The sequence below is a fragment of the Metabacillus herbersteinensis genome, from assembly GCF_042433335.1.
Taxonomy (GTDB): domain Bacteria; phylum Bacillota; class Bacilli; order Bacillales; family Bacillaceae; genus Metabacillus; species Metabacillus herbersteinensis.
This window is the reverse complement of record NZ_JBHLVO010000093.1, coordinates 1-751: the sequence shown is the minus strand read 5'-3', so window position 1 is coordinate 751 and position 751 is coordinate 1. Positions and strand designations below refer to the sequence as shown.

Sequence of the window (751 nt, the reverse complement as noted above, 5' to 3'; positions counted from 1 at the left end):
TCCAGCGAAAGGATGTCGCGCCCGCCCGCATCCATCATCACTAACTTCACGTTCTGCTTGGCGTTGAGGTTGCCGTAGCGCATGACAAACTCATCGTAACAGGTGTTTAGATGCTCTCGCCACGGGACATTTGCTTCATGCAGGTTCGATTCATAGCGGTACAGCCGCTCGTAGGCGTCACGGAGTAAAACATACTGTAACGCCTTCTCCTTCTGGTAGCCTTTCAGGTCGAGCGGCTGGAATGTCGCCCCGTATGGCGTGATGTCTTTCAGGTAGCCGATGTTATGACGCCCCCGGTCAGCCACCAGCGACCCTTCGCGCAGGTGCATCTCCGGCGTGCGGTGGTAGGCACGCGGAGAAAGGTCCACGACTTCCTCCTTCGGCTTTTCCGCTTCGATGTCGGGGAAAAGGAAAGTCCCCACCGCTTCCGATGGGGTATCTGTAACGGCAGGTGCGGCGACTGCCTCCGGCTGTGTTTCCTCCTGTCGTGGCTGCTCACGGGGAGTGTCCGGCACGGCTTTCACTTCCATCTTTTCCGCCGCCGCTTGTTTCTCGTTATGCTGCCTTGCCAGTTCCCGAAGTTCCTTCCTGCGTTCCGGCGTCAAACCCATCATCATTTCATAGAAGCCGTTGATGGGAGGATTGGTATCCCAATCCAAAGTGGCGTAAATATCATCCGGATCGGCTTTGGCTGCGACACTCACCGGCTTTGTTTCTTGGCTGTCCCTGTTCTCCGTCGGTGGTGCGGCAG

General features: G+C 57.1%; 1 protein-coding gene. It reads right to left on the bottom strand.

Annotated features, from left to right (window positions below; genetic code table 11):
• Positions 1-704, bottom strand: a 704-nt coding sequence (locus ACFFIX_RS27830) for a hypothetical protein (protein ID WP_446686121.1), incomplete at its 3' end; no start/stop codon positions are given.
• Positions 705-751 lie beyond the last annotated feature (47 nt).